At 35.3% G+C, this 19,458-nt stretch carries 13 protein-coding genes; 12 read left to right on the top strand and 1 reads right to left on the bottom strand.

Features of this window, described 5'->3' with window-relative positions; translation table 11 throughout:
• Positions 1-154 precede the first annotated feature (154 nt).
• From nirB to FLACOL7796_RS15555, 10 genes are all read left to right on the top strand, one after another.
• Positions 155-2,668, top strand: a complete 2,514-nt coding sequence (gene nirB, locus FLACOL7796_RS15600; RefSeq protein WP_173971664.1) for a nitrite reductase large subunit NirB — start codon at positions 155-157, stop codon at positions 2,666-2,668.
• 349 nt (positions 2,669-3,017) lie between these two features.
• Positions 3,018-3,395 (top strand): nitrite reductase small subunit NirD, encoded by a 378-nt coding sequence (gene nirD, locus FLACOL7796_RS15595; protein ID WP_173971663.1) that lies wholly within the window; start codon positions 3,018-3,020, stop codon positions 3,393-3,395.
• Between the two features lie 241 nt (positions 3,396-3,636).
• Positions 3,637-4,221, top strand: a complete 585-nt coding sequence (locus FLACOL7796_RS15590; protein ID WP_173971662.1) for a DUF4202 domain-containing protein — start codon at positions 3,637-3,639, stop codon at positions 4,219-4,221.
• 11 nt (positions 4,222-4,232) lie between these two features.
• On the top strand, positions 4,233-6,044 hold the full coding sequence (locus tag FLACOL7796_RS15585) for a PAS domain-containing sensor histidine kinase (RefSeq protein WP_173971661.1): 1,812 nt from the start codon (positions 4,233-4,235) through the stop codon (positions 6,042-6,044).
• A gap of 899 nt (positions 6,045-6,943) precedes the next feature.
• Positions 6,944-7,603: a response regulator transcription factor gene (locus FLACOL7796_RS15580; protein ID WP_173971660.1), complete on the top strand. Its 660-nt coding sequence runs from the start codon at positions 6,944-6,946 to the stop codon at positions 7,601-7,603.
• A 94-nt stretch (positions 7,604-7,697) separates the two neighbouring features.
• A complete protein-coding gene (locus tag FLACOL7796_RS15575) occupies positions 7,698-9,176 on the top strand; it encodes an MFS transporter (RefSeq protein ID WP_173971659.1) in 1,479 nt (492 codons plus the stop codon).
• Positions 9,177-9,274: 98 nt separating this feature from the next.
• Complete coding sequence (locus FLACOL7796_RS15570) at positions 9,275-10,543, top strand: alginate export family protein (RefSeq protein WP_173971658.1); 1,269 nt, start codon at positions 9,275-9,277, stop codon at positions 10,541-10,543.
• Between the two features lie 191 nt (positions 10,544-10,734).
• Entirely contained in the window at positions 10,735-11,448 is a 714-nt protein-coding gene (locus FLACOL7796_RS15565) for an exonuclease/endonuclease/phosphatase family protein (protein WP_173971657.1), read from the top strand.
• 3 nt (positions 11,449-11,451) lie between these two features.
• Positions 11,452-12,075: a class I SAM-dependent methyltransferase gene (locus FLACOL7796_RS15560; protein ID WP_173971656.1), complete on the top strand. Its 624-nt coding sequence runs from the start codon at positions 11,452-11,454 to the stop codon at positions 12,073-12,075.
• Between the two features lie 258 nt (positions 12,076-12,333).
• On the top strand, positions 12,334-13,104 hold the full coding sequence (locus FLACOL7796_RS15555) for an alpha/beta hydrolase (protein WP_173971655.1): 771 nt from the start codon (positions 12,334-12,336) through the stop codon (positions 13,102-13,104).
• Positions 13,105-13,178: 74 nt separating this feature from the next.
• Here the strand turns inward: FLACOL7796_RS15555 and FLACOL7796_RS15550 are convergent, their stop codons facing one another.
• Positions 13,179-13,889: a Crp/Fnr family transcriptional regulator gene (locus FLACOL7796_RS15550; protein ID WP_173971654.1), complete on the bottom strand. Its 711-nt coding sequence runs from the start codon at positions 13,887-13,889 to the stop codon at positions 13,179-13,181.
• Positions 13,890-14,072: 183 nt separating this feature from the next.
• Here FLACOL7796_RS15550 and FLACOL7796_RS15545 point away from each other — a divergent pair, with 183 nt between their 5' ends.
• Both FLACOL7796_RS15545 and FLACOL7796_RS15540 read left to right on the top strand, forming a co-directional pair.
• Positions 14,073-17,591 (top strand): nitrate reductase, encoded by a 3,519-nt coding sequence (locus FLACOL7796_RS15545; protein ID WP_173971653.1) that lies wholly within the window; start codon positions 14,073-14,075, stop codon positions 17,589-17,591.
• Between the two features lie 90 nt (positions 17,592-17,681).
• Positions 17,682-19,112, top strand: coding sequence for a rubredoxin (locus FLACOL7796_RS15540; protein WP_173971652.1), 1,431 nt, complete (start codon positions 17,682-17,684; stop codon positions 19,110-19,112).
• The last annotated feature ends 346 nt before the right edge of the window (positions 19,113-19,458 follow it).

The raw sequence follows: 19,458 nt of genomic DNA, 5'->3' as shown, positions 1-19,458 counted from the left end.
CTTCCTGAATCCTCACAAAGCCCATACTACGTAAAAGATTACGACAAAATACGTAGTAAATCAACTTCTTTCAATTAAAAAAAATTAAAATACATACGTATTTAAATAAGTATAAATACTTATATTTGCGTAGTAATACTTAATTAAAGAAATCATGATAAAAGTAATAGTAGTTGGAAACGGCATGGTTGGTTATAAATTTTGCGAAAAATTCATTGCAAAATCAGGACATGAAAAGTATCAGATTACCATTTTTGGAGAAGAACCCAGACGAGCCTACGACAGAGTTCATTTAAGTGAATACTTTGGAGGAAAAACTGCAGACGATTTATCACTTTCTACAACTGAATGGTATTTAGAAAATAATATTACACTCAATACTTCTGAATTAATTACAGATATCAATCGTAAAGAAAAAACGATACATACTCATTTAGAGAAAACACATACTTACGATTACTTAGTACTGGCAACAGGATCTTCAGCCTTTGTTCCTCCAATTGACGGAGTCGAAAAAGAAGGCGTTTTTGTGTACAGAACTATCGAAGATCTTGATGCAATTATGGCTTACGCCAAAAAAATAAAACAAAAAGGTGCTACAGAAGCAGCCGTTCTTGGCGGAGGATTATTAGGTCTTGAAGCAGCAAAAGCCGTTAGGGATTTAGGATTGAATCCGCATGTGGTAGAATTTGCTCCGCGTTTAATGCCCAGACAATTAGACAAAGGCGCAAGCGATATGCTGCAATCTAAAATTGAAGAATTAAATATTGGTATTCATCTTAACAAAGCGACGCAATATATCGACGGAAAGGAATGCATAACCGGAATGATGTTTGCCGATGACGAATTGCTAAAAGTAGACATGCTGGTGATATCTGCCGGGATCAAACCTCGCGACGAACTGGCGCGAGTTTCAGGACTTGAAGTTGGTTTAAGAGGTGGTGTCGTGGTAAACAATCAAATGCAGACATCAGATCCTTCTATTTATGCTATTGGTGAAGTGGCACTTTACAACCAAAATATCTACGGACTTGTTGCTCCGGGTTACGAAATGGCTGATGTTGCTGCTGAGCAAATTTTGAAGGGTTCTAAAACCATGAGAGAAACCATCGATATGTCGACACAATTAAAACTAATTGGCGTTGAAGTAGCAAGTTTTGGTGATCCTTTCGTAGAAAACGAAAATGTTACCGCTATTATATACGAGAATAAATTAAGCGGAATTTACAAAAGAATCAACGTGACCAAAGATTCTAAAACCTTATTGGGTGGAATTTTAGTGGGAGATTCAAGCGATTATAATTCTCTTTTTCAGATTTTTAGTAATGCTATGGCATTGCCAAAAAATCCTGAAGATTTAATCTTAGGTTCAAGAGATGGTTCTGAAGGTTCAAGCTTAGGAAGCGTTCTTGATTTGCCCGATACAGCAGTAATTTGTTCTTGCGAAAATGTAACCAAAGGTGCTATATGCTGTTCTCTTCTGGACGAAACCTGTTCTAATTTCTCTGATGTGGTTAAACATACCAAAGCTACTTCTGGATGTGGAGGCTGTAAACCAATGGTTTCTGATTTGGTAAAAGCGACTCAAAAATCACTCGGTAAAGAAGTAAAAGAGGTGATTTGCGAGCATTTTAGTTATAATCGTCAGGAATTATATGACTTAGTCAAAATAAACAAATACGAGAACTTTTATGAAGTTATCGATCATCATGGCAAAGGCGACGGTTGCGAAGTTTGCAAACCTGTTGTAGCTTCTATTTTCTCTAGTATTTATAACGATACCGCCAATAAACATGTTACTACGCAAGATACAAACGATCGATTTTTAGCTAATATTCAACGTAACGGAACCTATTCTGTAGTACCAAGAGTTGCCGGAGGAGAAATTACTGCCGAAAAATTAATCGTTATTGGCGAAGTAGCCAAACAATTCGATTTGTACACTAAAATTACGGGGGCACAACGTGTAGATTTATTTGGGGCTCATTTAAGTGATTTACCAAAAATCTGGAAAATCCTAATCGATAATGGTTTCGAAAGCGGTCACGCTTACGGAAAATCGCTTCGTGCCGTAAAAAGCTGCGTAGGAAATGCGTGGTGTCGTTACGGAATGGATGATAGCGCCGGATTTGCCATTGAACTAGAAAATAGATACAAAGGAATTCGTTCTCCGCATAAACTTAAAGGCGGCGTTTCGGCTTGTATTCGTGAATGTGCCGAAGCCCGTGGAAAAGATTTCGGATTAATCGCCGTCGAAGGTGGATGGAATTTATATATCGCCGGAAATGGTGGTGCAAACCCAAAACACGCCGTTTTATTAGCCGAAAAAATCGACAAAGAAACCGTTATCAAATATCTGGATCGTTTCTTAATGTATTACATCCGTACCGCTGGTCCGCTAATTCGAACTGCAACCTGGTTAGAAAAACTAGACGGAGGTTTAAATTATTTAAAAGAAGTCATAATCGAAGACAGTCTGGGAATCTGCGAAACCCTTGAAGCCGAAATGCAAACCTTAGTAAATACTTTTGAATGCGAATGGAAACAAGTATTAGAAAAACCAAGATTATTAAAACGCTTCAACCATTTTGTAAACTCAGAAGAGAAAGATGATAATGTTGTTTTTGTTCCGTTACGAGATCAAAAAGCGCCAAAAGCTTGGTTGTAAATATTTTTTTTAACACATAGAGACATAGAATTACTAAACTTAAAAAAAGGCGTTTCACTCACATTAATAAACATAGCTATGTGTAAGAAACCAGTTTCTTTTCATTTTCTTTCCAAAAAAACAAAAAAAACCTATGTTTCTATGTGTTAAAAATAATAGCCACAGATTAAACGATTAAAATGATTAAAAATAAAATCTGCAAAATCTGCGAGAGAAAAAAAAGCTCCAAAAAAAGAAAAAAAATATCACAAAAACGTTTGCTGTCCTCTTACCCTCTTTTTTACTGCGCCGTCAAACTCTCTTGATTGTAAAAAGAGGGATAAGAAACAGGAACACAAAACTTATCAAAATGGAAGAAATCTTAAATCAATACACAACAGTTCACCTAAATGAGGCAACAATTTGGTTCAAAGCCGGAAAAGTAGAAGACTTCCCAACCAATCGCGGAGGTTGCATTAAATACAAAAACAAACAAATAGCCATTTTTAATTTTGCCCGTCGCAACGAATGGTATGCTTGCCAAAATGCCTGTCCGCATAAAATGGAAATGGTTCTCGCAAGAGGCATGACAGGATCAACAGATGATATCCCAAAAATTGCCTGCCCAATGCATAAAAAAACATTCTCGTTAGTAGACGGTTCCAACTTAAACGGCGACGATTTCAAAATAGCCACTTATCCGATTAAAGTTATTGAAAACGAAGTATTTGTAGGTTTTACAGATTAAACGTGCACAATCCTGTCATTTCGAGGAACGAGAAATCTTCGCGAGAAGCTCAACAAAGATTGGTAACTCTTCTGTGCGGAGTTACTTGCGAAGATTTCTCGTTCCTCGAAATGACAAAAATGGCGTTATAAATGATTTAATTCTACAAATTCAAATCATATAATTCGTGCTAATTCGTGAAATTCGTGGCGAAAAAAAACTTAATTCCGTATCTTTGAAATCTATTATCTTACCAAAAAAAATGAACACACCTTTTCAAAAAGCAAGCGAATGGATTGATGCTGAAAACGCTCAGGATCCTAATATCGAAATCGACAAAAACACCGAATACCCAAAAGAGTTACTGTATTCGAACCGAATGTACGAAAGGCTCATGCAATTTGAACCTGAAGCTTCAGAACAAATTCAAATTGCCTCAAAAGCACAACACATTTGTAGATGGAAAGTAGCCCGCGAATCCTACCAAATGGATCGTGTAGGGTATTTGAGATGGAGAGAAGATCTTAAAAAATTTCATGCCAAAACCACTGCCGAAATTTTAGAAAAAGCAGGATACAATCAGGATTTTATCGATCGCGTTTCTTTTTTAATCGAAAAGAAATTACTAAAAAAAGATGCCGAAACACAACTTCTTGAAGACGTAATTTGCCTTGTTTTTTTAGAATATTATTTAGATCCTTTTGTACACAAACACGATGATGAAAAACTAAAAAACATCATCAAAAAAACCTGGGATAAAATGTCTGACAAAGGACATCAGGAAGCCTTAAAAATCAATTATTCAGAAGAAAATTTAAACTTAATAAAAGCTTCTTTAGGATTGTAAATCGACTTCGAATGAAAAAAAGCAATCAAGAAGCTACAGATAAAATTAATTTCAAAAATTTACGCCGTTGGTATTTTTTTGCACTTCTGACTATTGCCATAACCGTCATTTTAAGTCAAATATTAGTTCAGTACAATTTAAAACAACAATTAAGCGATTCTAAAATCATCAATATTTCAGGCAAACAGAGAATGCTGAGCCAGAAAATTGTAAAAGAAGTTTTGATTTTAAATTATGTTTCAGATACCGTTTCACCAAAACAAATTTCGCATCTGAAAAATGTTCTGGAACTCTGGAAAACAACACAAAACGCGCTAGAAAATGGCAACGATAGTTTGGCTTTCCCAAAAGAAAAAAGTGAAACCCTAAATAAACTCTACGCAGATATTAATCCTGTTTTCAGTATTATTAGTCAGTCAACCGATTCTTTTCTTTTAAACTTAAAACAAAAAAAAACTTTAGCCAAAAATCAGGAACTGGTTCAGACCATACTAAAAAACGAAGGCGTATTTCTTTCTAAAATGAATCAGATTGTAAGTCAATACGATCTCGAAGCGCACGAAAAAGTAACCGAACAACGCAAAATAGAATACTGGATTTTTGCCTTTACGCTATTTGTTTTGTTAATGGAGTTTTTCTTCATCTTTAAACCTACCAATAAAAAAATAGAGAAACTAATTGCCAAACTTTTAGCCTCAGAAAAGAAAGCTTTAAAACTCGCTTACGACACAGAAATTATTAGCGAAATAAAAGAAAATTCAGTTAAGGAATTAAAGTCCCTTAATTACGCCATGGAAAATACGCTCCTTTATTGCCGTATTGCGCCCGATGGTTCTATCATTCATATCGGAGAAAAATTTGCCAAACTAATCAACTACACCCGATTTTCATCCAACAAAAAATTCTCTGAAGTACTCACTACCGATGAGAAAGAACAAATCAATATCGACCGAATTATCTTTGAGAAACACAGAAGCGGCTGGCAGGGCGAAATCAAAATAATCAATAAAGAAGCCCAAGCCTTTTGGCTCGATTTATCAATGGTTCCCGTAACAATCAAAAAACAAGAATCAGAACTTTTAATTATTTGTTTCAACATCACCGAGCGTAAAAAAGCGCAACGCGAAGTCGAACGTCTGAATATCGAAAACAGCACCGAAAAAATCAATCAGCAAAAGATCATTTCGAGCAAAATCGTCGAAAATCAGGAAAACGAACAAAACCGCATCGCCAAAGAAATTCACGACGGAATTGGGCAAATGCTTACAGGTTTAAAATTCAGTCTCGAAAGCATCAATCTCGACGATAAAGAAAAATCAGCTCAAAAAATCGAATATTTAAAGAAATTATCACTCGATATTATCAAAGGCGTTCGCACCGCAACCTTCAATTTAATGCCACCGGAACTCAGCGATCACGGCATCGTTTCCTCACTTGCAAAACTCACCCAGGAACTTTCAAAACTCACCGGGAAAGAAATTCTGTTTTACAACAAAACCGATTTCAATCAGCGTCTCGATTCTTTGATCGAAATTAATATCTACCGCCTCACACAGGAAGCCATCAATAACGCCATCAAATACGCCGAATCATCGCACATAATTGTCCAGCTTTCGCACAGCAACAATTTGCTTAGTATTATCGTAGACGACAACGGAAAAGGTTTCGATATCAATGCCGTAGACAAAAAACGCAATAGCGAATCCGGAATGGGATTATTGTTTATGAAAGAGCGAATTCAGTACGTAAATGGTCGCGTATTCATTAATTCTATCCCCGGAGAAGGAACCAGAATAACGTTCAACATTCCAATATTGAAATAAAAATTCCAATATTTAAATTCCAAAATACAAATACATACACCTAACAAAGTTTTGTCAGGCTGAGCGAAGTCGAGCCGAACGCAAAATCATTATCTCATTTTCAAATTGACTAATTATCTCATTTATTAGGGCGAGCCACCATCCCGGTAAGAGGGCCAATTTACTTTGCGCTTATTCGCCCTCTTACCGGCATGCTGTCGGGCTATCCACGCTACTTCGGTAGCTTGCTCCTATCCCTCTCGCGGGTAAACGTTTTCATAAAATATTACGGTTACTTAAAATTTACCAGAAATGACAAACTTCATGAAAAACTTTGTCAAAGTTTCAAACTTTGACAAAGTTCAAAGCAAGACCGCCCTCAATCCTGTCATCCTAAGCGAAATCGATGAACTATCAAAATGCCAATCTTTCCAAAACTTCGGTCAATGTCATTAAGTTAAGGAAAAATCCACTGGAATAATTTATTAAAAATAATATCTGATCACTTTGTTTTTGTTCCATCGGAACATCATTGGTAGCATCAATAAATACGGCATTTTTTCACGTTCCGTAGGAACGTTTGATTTTATAAATAATAAATGGTAAAAACATATACAGATTACATAAACAATTTCAAACGTCCCAATGGGACGATGTTTCTCACCATGCATTCTTTTTTTTCTACCAATGAGGTGTTCCGATGGAACATAATCTAAATATATTAACTTAATGGCATTGAGCATCGGTAAGCTCAGCCTGACAATTCAAAACTTAATTTTTTAATGATATTTTAATGTTGGCTTTAATATTAGAATCTGAAATTTTACAGATTTCAAATTTCAAATATAAAAATTACGTATATTAGCATCTTCTTTATAGATGAATATACGTAAAAATCCAAAATATAATTTAAGTAAATTATGAGTAATATCATTCGTGTGGTACTGGCAGATGATCATGTTTTTGTAAGAGATGGAATTAAATCCTTACTTGAAAACGAAGCAAACATCGAGGTTGTAGGTGAAGCTATTGATGGTGCTGATGCTCTTGAAGTGGTTGCAGCCAGCAAACCCGATTTACTTATAGTAGATATTCGTATGCCCAACTTAACCGGTATAGAGGTAGTAGAAAAACTTAGAGGCGAAAATAATAACGTAAAGATCATCATGCTTTCTATGCACGAATCTGAAGAATACGTATTAAAATCGATAAAAGCAGGAGCCGACGGTTATCTGTTAAAAGGTTCAAGCAAAGAAGAATTCCTGAAAGCATTGCATACTGTTGCTGCCGGCGGAAAATATTTTAGTGGCGATATTTCATCAATATTAATTAGCCAGTTAACCAACTCATCGACATCATTAGAACCTAAACAAAGTTTAGCCGACGAAATGATGATTACCAAAAGAGAAAAAGAAATCCTGGCACTTTTATTATCCGGAAAAGGAAACAAAGAAATCGCTGAAGCACTTGATATCAGTAAGCGTACTGCCGAAGTACATCGCTTTAACTTAATGAAAAAGTTAAAAGTAAAAAACTTGATGGAACTTTCGAATAAAGCGACTGAATATTCGTTGCTATAAATTACGTATTAATACGTAATTATTTTTCAAAAACTGCGTTTTAGCAGCTTTTAACTAAGTCACAGTACTTATTTTTATCAAAAATCTAAGTACTATGAAAACGACAAACTCATTATCGCAATCTCACAAAATTTTAATTCTGAACACATTGGCATTTACAGTGTGTTTTGCCTGTTGGACACTAAATGGCGTTCTGGTAACTTTTTTAGTCGATAACGGAATTTTTCACTGGAGCGTTGTTCAGGTTGGCTGGCTTTTAGGCATTCCAATCTTAACCGGTTCCATCATGCGTTTACCAATAGGTATTCTCACAGACAAATATGGCGGGAAATACGTTTTCTCACTTTTACTCCTCCTCTGCTCCATTCCACTGTTTCTTCTTCCTTACGCTCACAGTTTTTTTATGTTTGCCTTATTGAGTTTTTTCTTTGGCATGGTAGGAACAAGCTTTGCTGTCGGGATTGGATACACCTCGATCTGGTATCCAAAAGAATGGCAAGGACGCGCTTTAGGAATCTTCGGGATGGGAAATGCCGGAGCCGCAATAACAACTTTTTTAGCGCCTTCATTATTAAATCATTTTTCTGTAGATGATCCTCAAAATGGCTGGAAAATATTGCCTGTTATTTATGCCATTTCCTTATTGGTAATTGGTGTTGCCTTTTTAATTTTCGCCAAAAATAAAAAAATAGAAAACAATACTAAGAGCGTTTCTCAAATGTTGGGTTCGTTAAAATCAGCACGTGTTTGGCGTTTTGGAGCCTATTACTTTTTAGTTTTCGGATGTTTTGTAGCCTATTCGCAATGGTTACTGCCAAATTTCATGAACGTGTATCAAACCAGTTTAGTTATGGGCGGATTATTTGCAACACTCTTTAGTTTACCTTCTGGCGTCATTCGTGCATTTGGAGGCTATTTATCAGATAAATTCGGCGCCAGAAAAGTAATGTATTGGGTTTTGAGTTCATCAGTAATTTTAAGTGCTTTGTTAATGATTCCAAAAATGGAAATCACGACTACAGGTCCGGGAGTTTTGGCGACTAAAAAAGGTACAATAACTGCCGTTTCAAATGATAATATCAAGATTGGAAAAACCGATTTTGCTGTTGCCCAAAAGAAAGAAAATTTAAACGAAAGTGCCATCTTTCCCACCAGCACATCCTGGCAACAAGTGGTAGTAGAGCAAAATCAAACGGTTAAGAAAAAAGAACTTTTGGCTAAAGGAATTACGGTTATTAAATTCGATGCCAATATGTGGGTTTTTCTTGTTTTAGTCATACTTATCGGGATTTCATGGGGAATTGGTAAGGCAGCCGTGTACAAACACATCCCTGAATATTTCCCAACAGAAGTAGGAGTTGTAGGCGGAATGGTAGGAATGATTGGTGGTTTGGGTGGTTTCTTCGGACCTATCATTTTTGGATATCTGCTAACAGCAACCGGAATCTGGTCCAGCTCTTGGATTTTTATTCTTATTTTCTCTGCTATTTGCCTGATTTGGATGCATTTTACAATCCTTAACATTATGAAAGAAAAATCACCTATATTTGCAAAAGTAATTGATACACAGTAGTTTAATATACATTAAAAGACTAGCTGGTAAATATGATTTTTATCATATATAATGAGCTATTTTTCTTATAATTTTGCTGATATTTAAAGAAACCAATTATGAAAAAACTACAATTAATTCTACTTTTATTATTAGTAGGAATAAGCTTTGACATTCAGGCGCAGGAATTTGATGCAAATTTGCAATTAAGACCACGTTTTGAATATCGTAACGGATATAAGACTCTTATACCAGAAGGAACAGAAGCTACTTCGCAAATCTCACAACGTTCCAGATTAAATTTTAATTACAAACAAGATCAATTATCTGTAAAATTAACTTTACAGAATGTAAGAACATGGGGAGATGTGGGAACAACTGCAACTTCAGATAAAAATGGTGTAGCTGTTTTTGAAGCATGGGCTCAATATGACATATCTGAAAAATGGAGCGCGAGAGCAGGTCGTCAGGTTCTTTCTTATGACAACCAACGTATTATGGGAGAAATTGACTGGTTACAACAAGGACAAAGTCATGACGCGATAATGATTTCGTTTCACCCAAAAAATCATCAGCTTGATATGGGATTTGCCTATAACTCTGATGCCGAAAACAACTTTCAAACTCCGTACACAGTAGGTAATTACAAAGCAATGCAATATGCATGGTATCATACCAACGTAGACAAATTGGGCGTAAGTCTATTAGTTTTGAATACAGGTTATGAATACATGAATAATCTTATTGATAAAAAATTATTAGTTGACTACAAACAAACTTTTGGAACTTACCTAACTTACAAAAACAAAAAAATTGATGGTAACTTAAGTTTCTACGGTCAAACCGGAAAAAGTGCAGACAAACAAGTTAGTGCCTGGGATGGAGCTGTAAACTTTGCGTACAGCATTACTGATTCGTTTAAAGCTGGTATTGGTTATGAATATTTATCAGGAAAAGACATGGATGATACTAGTACAGTGATCAAATCATTCAATCCTATTTTTGGTACCAACCACGCTTTCAACGGTTATATGGATTATTTTTACGTTGGTGGAGGTCATCAAAACAGTGTTGGTTTGCAAGATGCTAATATGAAATTTACTTATAATGTAAAAAAATGGCAATTTGCATTAATGCCACACGTATTCTTATCTGCTGCTGATGTAGTTGTAGCAAACAAAAAAATGGATTCATATTTAGGAACTGAGGTCGATTTTACAGCCGGATTCAATTTCAAAAAAGATATAACACTTACAGGAGGTTATTCTCAGATGTTTGGTACAAAAACTTTAGAAGTTTTAAAACCAGGTGGATATGCAGGACATACCAACAACTGGGCATGGTTAATGATTTCTGTTAATCCTAGAATTTTTACCTGGAAAAAATAGATTTACCTTTACCCTAAATAATATAAACTTACCCTTTTTCACTTTTCGAAAAAGGGTATTTTTTTTAGATCAAAAACAGATTCTTTTGGTATATTTGATATAGATTTTATTGATTCGTTTTCTCAACTTATAGCAAATACCGCTGCTAACAAACACAATTAAATTCTACACAAAAAAACTGCCTTACCATAATGAAAATCATAGCTTGGAATTGTAATATGGCATTCAGAAAAAAAGCGGAATTTATTTTGGCTTACAATCCTGATATTGCAGTAATTTCTGAGTGTGAAAGTCCTGAAAAACTTAAATTTCCTGACGGAATACAAGTACCTACAGATATTCTTTGGTACGGAACAAATCCAAATAAAGGACTTGGCATTTTCTCTTATAGCGATTATCGATTTGAATTACTAAATTGCCATAATCCCAACATCAAAAACATTTTGCCTATTGCAGTTAAAGGCGGAAAAATTGATTTTACTTTATTCGCAATTTGGGCAAACAATCCCGCAGATAAAGATGGAGCTTACGTCACCCAAGTTTGGAAAGCTATTAATTTTTATGATGATCTTATTCAGGAAAAACAAACTATTTTGATGGGAGATTTTAATAGTAATACCATTTGGGATAAACCGCGGCGAGAAGGAAACCACTCTAATGTTGTCGATAAATTAGGATCGAAAAACATCTTTAGTACTTACCACAAATTTTTCAATCAGATACAGGGAAAAGAACAACATCCCACTTTATATATGTATCGCCATGAAAATAAGCCTTATCATCTTGATTACTGTTTTGCTTCAAATGACTTTATTGAAGTTTTAGAAAATGTAGAAATAGGAAATTATCACGATTGGACTTTGTACAGTGATCACAAACCTTTAATAATTAAATTCAATATATAAACTATGAACAACACTTGGACAGACAGATGGAACGACCGTTACAGCAGCGAGGAATTCGCTTACGGCACAGCGCCCAATAATTATCTAAAAGAACAATTAGAAAAACTAAAAACCGGAAGCATTCTTTTCCCCGCTGAAGGCGAAGGTCGAAATGCTGTTTTTGCAGCTCAATTAGGCTGGAGAGTTTCAGCATTTGATATTAGTGCCGAAGGAAAAAACAAAGCTCTTAAACTTGCTGAACCCAATGATGTAGCAATTGATTATCTGGTGGGAGAATTAGAAACGCTAAATTATCAAGAAGAACAATTTGATGCTATTGCACTAATTTATGCACACTTTCCGGCAGCAATAAAATCTTCAATTCACAAAACATTAGAAACCTACCTTCGCAAAGGCGGAGTTATCATTTTTGAGGCTTTCAGCAAGAAACACTTAGAATATCTGGCTATCAACGATAAAGTTGGCGGACCAAAAGATATTGAATCATTATTTTCTATTGAAGAAATACAATCTGATTTTCCTGATTACGAAATCATTCAGTTAGAAGAAAAAGAAATCGAATTAAACGAAGGATTATTCCACAACGGAAAAGGTTCTGTTATTCGATTTGTTGGAAAGAAAAAATAAGCTTTCTAAAAAAACGTTTCGTAGAGGTGTACACCAAATTTTACCTCAGTACATCTCTACATCATTTTACTTCAAAAATCAATAACTAACTATTTTACAGTTATTTAAATAATTTATTTTGTTAAAATAAAATCTTTTATTTGTATTTTAGTACAAAAAAAAGAAACTATCTACAAGCGGCAACCTAAAATAAAAAGGTTGTTTCTCATTTTGCATTGTCCTATTCTAAAATTAGTATCAATTTTAAATACCTTAATAATGGCAAAATCAAAAACAATTGTATTAGTGCACGGAATGTTCGTGAATGATAGTAGCTGGTCTGAATGGAAAAATTATTATGAGCAAAAAGGATATACAGTGTATGCTCCCGCAAATCCGGGACACAATGGTGATCCTGCAACACTTAGAAAAAACATTCATCCGGAACTTATTGATACAGGCTTTATAGATGTAGTACAGAATATCGCAAAACTCATCGATACGTTGCCAGAAAAACCGCTTGTAATTGGGCATTCGATGGCGGGACTAGCCGTACAAAAACTCATAGATTTAGGCAAAGCCGATGCTGCGGTCAGCATTAACGGAGCGCCTCCCAAAAATGTTTTCCCTCCCTTCTCTACTGTAAAAATCGTTTGGCCTGCAGTAAACTTTTTTTCAAGTCAAGGCCATTTCTTAGGATCCAGAGACTGGTATAATCGTGCCTTTTTTAATACACTCCCAAAATCAGAACAAGACAAAGCTTACGATCTTATTGCGGTTCCCGAAAGTCGAAAAATTGGTAGAGAAACGCTATTAAAATCTTTCTCTAATGCCGATTTCAAAAAACCACATCAGCCGATTTTATTTATTGGAGGAGGAAATGACAATATATTTCCGCCTGCTTTAACCAAAAAAATTGCAGCTCAATATAAAGATCCCAACAGCAGAGTAGATGTGAAAATTTACGATCAGAAAAGTCATTTTATTTGTGGCGAAAAAGGATGGGAAGAAATCGCGGATTATATACTAAATTGGTACTCTAATTTATAAACGCATAAAGAGACGTACAAAAATCAAAAACTAATTGTACGTCTCTAAATTATAAGTACAATTACGTAATCAATCTAAATGGAAAAATATTTATGTTCCATAATTTCAGAACGTAATTGAGCAACAGCCAAAATCCCAATCTTTTTTCCAACGGTTTTAATCAGCATCTCTTTTTTTAGAGTAGAAATTACGCGAATAGCCTGCTCTTCTGTAGTTCCGGCAAAATCAGCAATTTCTTTTCTGGATAGTTCAATATCAATTAAATCATTCATCTGACCAAACTTACGATGAATATACAATAACAAATCAATAACGCGCTCACGAACATTCATATGAGCAATTTTACGTATATTGTTTTCACTTTTATTCAGTTCATCAGCATAAAATAACATCAAAGCATAGGTAAACTCAGGAATGCTTTGAAGAATTTCTAACATTGTTTCGTTACTAAAATTACATAAAACGGTATCTTCTAAAGCAGAAGCCCCAATTAAATATCTTTTACTGGTTCCAAATCCGCGAAAACCTACTGTATCACCATTTTTTGTTAACCGAACGATTTGTTCCCTTCCATTAATTCCGGTTTTTATCGTTTTTACTTTTCCTGAACAAATAAAATACAGCCCTTTTATAGGATCACCTTCTTTAATGAAGGAATTCGATTTTTTGCAAACAAAAGTCTGTTTCCTTACAACATACTGTTTCATTTGTTCTAAGTGCAAATGTTTCTTAATGAAACAATTTTCATTAATACAAGTATAACAAATAGGAAGTTCTTCTTTCATCAGACCTGATTTTATACATTTTACAATAAATTCCGGTTGCTTTTTTATTTTCATCAAAAGTAGAAAATAAATCCTAAAAATAAGTATTAATACGTAAAAATACTTATTTTTGTTTTAAAATAAATACGTGATTTATTTAGTTTTAAAAACAAATTGATCAGTAGTATCAAAAAAAAGACTGTAATGCAAAATACCAAAATCAAAACTACCTGTTCGTATTGTGGCGTTGGCTGTGGCATAATCGTTACCAAAGATGCCAAAAACAGCATAATGGTTACGGGCGACAAAGACCATCCGGTAAACAAAGGAATGTTGTGTTCTAAGGGAATGAATTTGCATTACGTAGTCAATGATACCTCAGACAGGATTTTATATCCAGAAATGCGTGGTAGTAAATCCTATCCGCTCGAACGCGTAAGCTGGGATACGGCACTTGATCGCGCTGCAGCGGTTTTTACTTCTATCATAAAAAAATACGGTCCGGATAGCGTTGGATTTTATATTTCAGGCCAATGTTTAACCGAAGAATATTATTTGGTAAACAAACTGGTAAAAGGCTTTCTAAAAACCAATAATATCGATACCAACTCAAGATTGTGCATGAGTTCAGCCGTTGTGGGTTATAAAAAAACGTTTGGAGAAGACAGTGTACCCATTGCTTATGACGATATCGAACTCGCCGATACGTTCCTAATTACTGGCGCCAACCCCGCCTGGTGTCATCCTATTTTATTTAGAAGAATTGAAAAACACAAAGAGAAAAATCCGAAAGTAAAAATCATTGTTATTGATCCAAGACGAACAGATACAGCTGCTTTTGCCGATTTGCATTTGCAGATTATTCCTGGTTCTGATATTATTTTATACCACGCTATGGCCAAACGTATCATCGAAAAAGGATACGTAGATCATGATTTTGTAAAAAATAATGCCGAAAATTTCAAACAATACAAAGATCTAGTTTTAAGTACTTCGCTAGAAAAAGCATCAAAGATTTGTGGCATTTCTGTTAATGATATTAAACTTGCTGCTGATACTATTGGCAAAGCCAAAGGTTTTATTTCGCTTTGGGCTATGGGACTCAATCAAAGTGCTGTTGGAGTGGATAAAAATACGGCTTTATTGAATTTATCTTTATTAACTGGACAAATAGGAAAACCGGGTTCAGGACCTTTTTCGCTGACAGGGCAACCCAATGCCATGGGCGGACGTGAAGTTGGCGGAATGGCAACTCTCCTCGCTGCACACAAAGACATTGCAAATCCCGAACATCGCAAAGAAGTAGCCGATTTTTGGGGCGTTGATACAATATCAGATCAACCGGGATTAACAGCAACCGAAATGTTTGAAGCTTTAGAATCCGGTAAAATGAAAGCCATCTGGATTATCTGTACCAATCCGTTAGTAAGTTTACCGGATTCCCGACGTATCGAGAAAGCGTTGCAAAAGGCCAAGTTTGTTGTGGTTCAGGATATTTCACACAACGCAGATACTTCAAAATATGCCGATTTATTATTGCCTGCAGCCGGTTGGTTAGAAAAAGAAGGTACAATGACCAATTCTGAACGCCGTATTTCTTACTTGCCTAAAGGAATCAATCCTCCGGGTGAGGCACTTTCTGATATTGAAATTTTAATTCGATTTGCTAAAAAAATGAATTTCAATGGTTTTAATTTTAATAGTGCCGAAGAAATCTACAAAGAACATTGTGCTCTGACCAAAAATACAAACATCGATATCTCCTTTTTAAATTATCACCGATTAAAAACCGAAGGTACTTTTCAATGGCCTGTACCGGATTACGGACATCCGGGAACTCCTCGCCTATTTACCGATAAAAAATTTTATACGCCATCGCAAAAAGCCATTTTCAATTTACCAACGGCTATAGAAAATACGTCAGAACAACCGAGTCCGCAATTTCCGTTTATCTTAACAACAGGGCGCGTTCGCGATCAATGGCACACGATGACCAAAACCGGAAAAGTATCCAGATTAATGACGCATACACCGAGCCCAGTTTTGGAAATAAACCCAATTGATGCTTATAAATCCGACATCAAAAATGGTGATATTGTCATTGTATCGAGCAAAAATGGAGAAGTTCGCGTAAAAGCGAAAGTTACAGATGCTATTAAAGAAAAAGTTCTTTTCCTGCCCATGCATTGGGGAAAACAACTCGAAAATGATTTAAACAGAACAAATAATTTAACCAATACCATTGTTGATCCAGTTTCTAAAGAACCTGATTTTAAATACACCACGGTTGCTATTAGTAAATATGTAAAACCTTTTCAGAAAATTGCAATCATAGGTGCCGGAGCTGCCGCTTTCAGGTTTATTCAAAACTATCGTGAGTTCAATTCAACAGATGAGATTGTCGTTTTTTCGAATGAAATGAATCCATTTTACAATAGAGTTTTACTTCCGGAATATATGACTGGCGAATTTAGCTGGGAAAAATTACTAAAGGTAAAAGATGGTGAAGCTTTAAACAAACTAAAAATTAGCATGAATCCCGGTATTGCTATCACTAAAATAGATTCTAATACAAAAACAATAACAGATAGTTTAGGCGAAACTCATACTTACGATTCGTTAATCATGGCTACAGGAAGTCGTCCTTTTGTTCCTGAAAACGCACAGCTTCATCTTCCGGGACGATTTACCGTAAGGCGAAAAGAAGATGCCGATCGTTTAAAAAAACATCTCGACAGTACTAATTTACCACCCGAAGAACAACACGTTGTGATAATTGGCGGAGGTTTATTAGGTCTTGAATTGGCCGCTGCCTTAAAACATAAAAAAGTAAAAACGACAATTGTTCAAAGAGCGTCGCGTTTGATGGAACGTCAATTAGACCGTATTTCAAGCAAATTATTGGCAGAAGAAGTTCAGCTTCGTGATATTCAGATTTATTTTGATAATGAAGTAAGTACCGTTTTTGAAACTAATACTCCTAATGAAATAGAAATTGCTTTGAAAAGCGGCAGAATCATCACAGCAAATGCGATTGTTTATACTATAGGAACGATTCCAAATATAGAAATTGCAAGAGAAAGTGGTCTTGCCTGCGGACGTGGCGTAAAAGTAAATCAGTATTTACAAACCTCAAATCCGGATATTTTTGCGATTGGAGAAATAGCCGAATTCAACAATAAACTATTCGGAATCACTTCTGCTGCCGAAGAACAGGCGGATATTCTGGCCAACTTTTTAGCGGGAGATATTAGTAGTTTTTACAAAGGTTCTATTTTAATGAATATTCTTAAACTCGAGGATATTAATCTGTGTAGCATTGGCGATATCGAAATTCCGGAAAACGATGATTCCTACGAGGAAATTATTTTTGCCGATCTAAAAAAACGCTATTACAAAAAATGTATTGTAAAAGATGACTTGCTTGTAGGCGCGATTTTAATGGGTGATAAAAATGAGTTTGCCGAATTTAAAACCATGATCGAAAGCAAAATCGAACTATCAGACAAACGAAATTTATTACTTAGAGGAAGCTCAAATGCAAAACCTGTTATGGGAAAATTAGTTTGTTCCTGTAGTCAGGTTGGCGCCGGAAACATAGAAGAAACGATAAAAAGCGGCGTAAATAATTTTACCGATTTATGCAAAAACACCGGCGCAGGATTAGGCTGCGGAAGCTGTAAAACAGAAGTTAAAGAGATATTAGCGAGATGTAAAGTTTAGTTTTCAGTCGCAGTCACAGTTTTCAGTGACAACTGGCACTGCGATTGAGACTGCGATTGAGACTGAGACTAAAACCTGAAACAAAAAAACATGGAATTGACAAGATTAATAGTAAAAGGAGGCGTTATTTCGCCGGGAGAATTAAAAGAAGTAGTCAATATGGCGATGGATCAGGGATTAGATTCTATTTCGTTTGGTTCAAGGCAGGATATTATTTTCCCAAAAGGATTTAAAACCTTAGATAAGGAACAATTAGGCAAACATCATTTTGTTTTTCCAGAGCAAAAAAGCGGCAATAATATTGTTTCGTCTTATGTTTCTACAGATATTTTCAGAAATACCAGTTGGCTTACCGGTAACAAGTTTTTATATATTCTCGAGCAATTTAAAGAACAGCCTAAATTAAAAGTCAATATAAACGATCCCAAGCAGCAATTGGTTCCATTGTTTACCGGACATCTTAATTTTATTTCTTCAGAACATGAAGATTATTGGTATTTGTACATTCGTTTGCCCAATTGGGAGCGTATGGAAGTATATCCAATTCTGATTTACAGTTGGGATATTGCTCAGTTTTACTACGAAATCGAAAAAATCACAGCCGAAGGATCTATTGGTATCGACATGATATTTGCTCTCGTTAGCGAAGCTTTAGACACCAATAACCGAACGATAGACAAGCCGCTAACGATACCTTTTTATCCTTTTCCTTATTATGAAGGCATGAACCGAATGGGAATTGACCAATATTGGCTGGGTTTGTATTGGAGGAATAATTTATACGATTTAGATTTTCTTAAAGAAATGTGCGATCTGTGCTTTGATTGCAAAATCGGAAAAATATGTATTACACCCTGGAAATCCTTTATTATAAAAGGAATCCCTAAAGATCGAAAACTCGAATGGGAAAAATTTCTGGGCAAAAGAGGCATTAATGTCCGCCATTCTTTATTAGAACTCAACTGGCATTTGCCCGTAGCGGTAGATTGGGCTCTGAATCTTAAAACATATCTTGTTCGCATGCTAGATCAATTCGACATCAGTACGTACGGCTTAACTTTTGGATTATCAGAATACAATCGCGACGGACATTATTTTACTTCGATTGTAGTCGAGAAAAATGAATTACCAAAAGATCTCGAATCTATTAAAATTCGAGATACTTATAATGTGTTATATGCGAGGAACTTCGATGCCAACACACGCGAATATGTCGTGCATTCGCAAGATATAGACAAACTCGAACTGCCTACAATATTAATCGAATTAAGTAAAAAGTATTTCGAAGAACTCGGAAACTCTGTACCTGAAACAACAGAAAATTTACAGAAAAAAGAAAAAGCACCACTCGATATTTACCAATGTCAGGAATGTTTAACCCTTTATAAATCCGAATACGGAGATGAAAGCCAAGGTATCCCGAAAGGTATTTTGTTTACAGATTTAGCTGAAAGTTATTGCTGTTCGTTATGCGAAGCGCCTAAGAGTAACTTTAAAATTATAGAAACTGTCGAGAGTTAATTTAAAATCTTCTTTAATAATTTTCAGGAGCTAATACAGCTGTCCGCTATATCTTTTGTGCCTCCCGATAGCTATCGGGACGGACACAAAAGGATGCCGCTTCCATCTAGGCTAGGGTACTCGTTTTCAAAAGATAAGTTATTTAAACTACCATTTATTATTCGCTATCGTCTTACAAAGTAATTTGTTTATTTCTCAAGTAGAATTGTTAAGAGATTTTCGTTTTTTATTTTTAGCAAAAACTCAAACTATTAAAAACAAACTTGTTATAGTTAATTTTTATATAAAAACTTAACATTGAGAGACTTGTTTTATGTTTATCTTTACTTAACTATTAATTAACAAT

It is taken from the genome of Flavobacterium bizetiae (assembly GCF_902804475.1).
GTDB lineage: Bacteria > Bacteroidota > Bacteroidia > Flavobacteriales > Flavobacteriaceae > Flavobacterium > Flavobacterium bizetiae.
The sequence above is the reverse complement of the archived record's forward strand: the minus strand, read 5'-3'. Positions and strand labels throughout refer to the sequence as shown.